1 protein-coding gene is annotated in these 1,196 nt (G+C 65.1%); it reads left to right on the forward strand.

The genetic code is table 11. The features are described from left to right. Positions 1–1,162, forward strand: a protein-coding gene (locus AWC30_RS15175) for an IS3 family transposase (protein WP_207568458.1) whose coding sequence is annotated in 2 segments (ribosomal slippage) — positions 1–281 and positions 284–1,162 — 1,160 coding nt annotated over the 2 segments. Because the reading frame shifts where the segments join, the coding sequence is not laid out codon by codon here. This gene is flagged as partial in the annotation. Positions 1,163–1,196: the final 34 nt, after the last annotated feature.

Genomic DNA, 1,196 nt, shown 5'->3' on the forward strand with positions numbered 1-1,196 from the left:
CTAAGCCGTATCCCCGCGAGTTCCGTGATGATGTCGTCGCGGTGGCCCGCCGTCGTGAACCTGGAGTGACGATCAAGCAGGTCGCCTCCGATTTCGGGGTTAGCGAGACCTGTCTGCAGAACTGGTTGCGCGCTGCTGATGTCGAGGAGGGGAAGCGCCCCGGCGTCACCGCTACCGACTCGGCGGAGCTGCGTGAGCTTCGGAAGCGCAATCGCTTGTTGGAGCAGGAGAATGAAGTCCTGCGCCGGGCGGCGGCGTATCTGTCGCAGGCGAACCTGCCGGGAAAATGATGTACCCGCTCGTGAAGGAGCTCGCCGCCGACGGGATCCCCGTGGCGGTGACGTGCCGGGTACTCAAGCTCGCCAGACAGCCCTACTACCGCTGGCTCAAGGAGGCGGTCACCACCGCCGATCGGATCGAAGCCGCGCGGGCGAACGCCCTGTTCGACGCGCACCGCGATGATCCGGAGTTCGGGTACCGGTTCCTCGCCGACGAAGCCGAACACGCTGGTCAGGCGATGAGCCAGAGGACGGCGTGGCGGATCTGCTGCGCCAACGGCTGGTGGTCGAGCTTCGGCAAGAGACGTGGGAAGAACGGTAAGAAGCCGGGTCCGCCGGTGCACGACGACCTGGTTGAACGCGACTTCACCGCTGAGTCCCCGAACCAATTGTGGTTGACCGATATCACCGAGCACTGGACCGACGAGGGCAAGCTCTACCTGTGCGCGATCAAGGATGCCTGCTCGGGGCGGATCGTCGGCTACAGCATCGACTCCCGCATGCAATCGGGTCTCGCGGTGGCCGCGCTCAACCATGCGGTCGCCCGCCGAGAAGGTGATGTTGCTGGTTGTATTATTCACTCGGACAGGGGTTCTCAGTTCCGGTCCCGGAAGTTCGTGTCCGCTCTCAATCGGCACGGCCTGGTCGGATCTATGGGCCGCGTCGGCGCCGCCGGCGACAACGCGGCGATGGAATCGTTTTTCGCGCTGCTGCAACGCAACGTCCTCGACCGGCAGCGGTGGGCCACCCGCGAGCAGCTGCGGATCGCGATCGTCACCTGGATCGAACGGACGTACCACCGCCGACGCCGTCAGGTCCGCCTCGGCCGGTTGACCCCGGTCCAATACGAGACGATCATCAACACAGCCGCCTCAGCGGCATGACACCGACACTGTCACCCGATCGTGCACCAGTCCC

The sequence above is a fragment of the Mycolicibacillus trivialis genome (assembly GCF_002102395.1).
GTDB lineage: Bacteria > Actinomycetota > Actinomycetes > Mycobacteriales > Mycobacteriaceae > Mycobacterium > Mycobacterium triviale.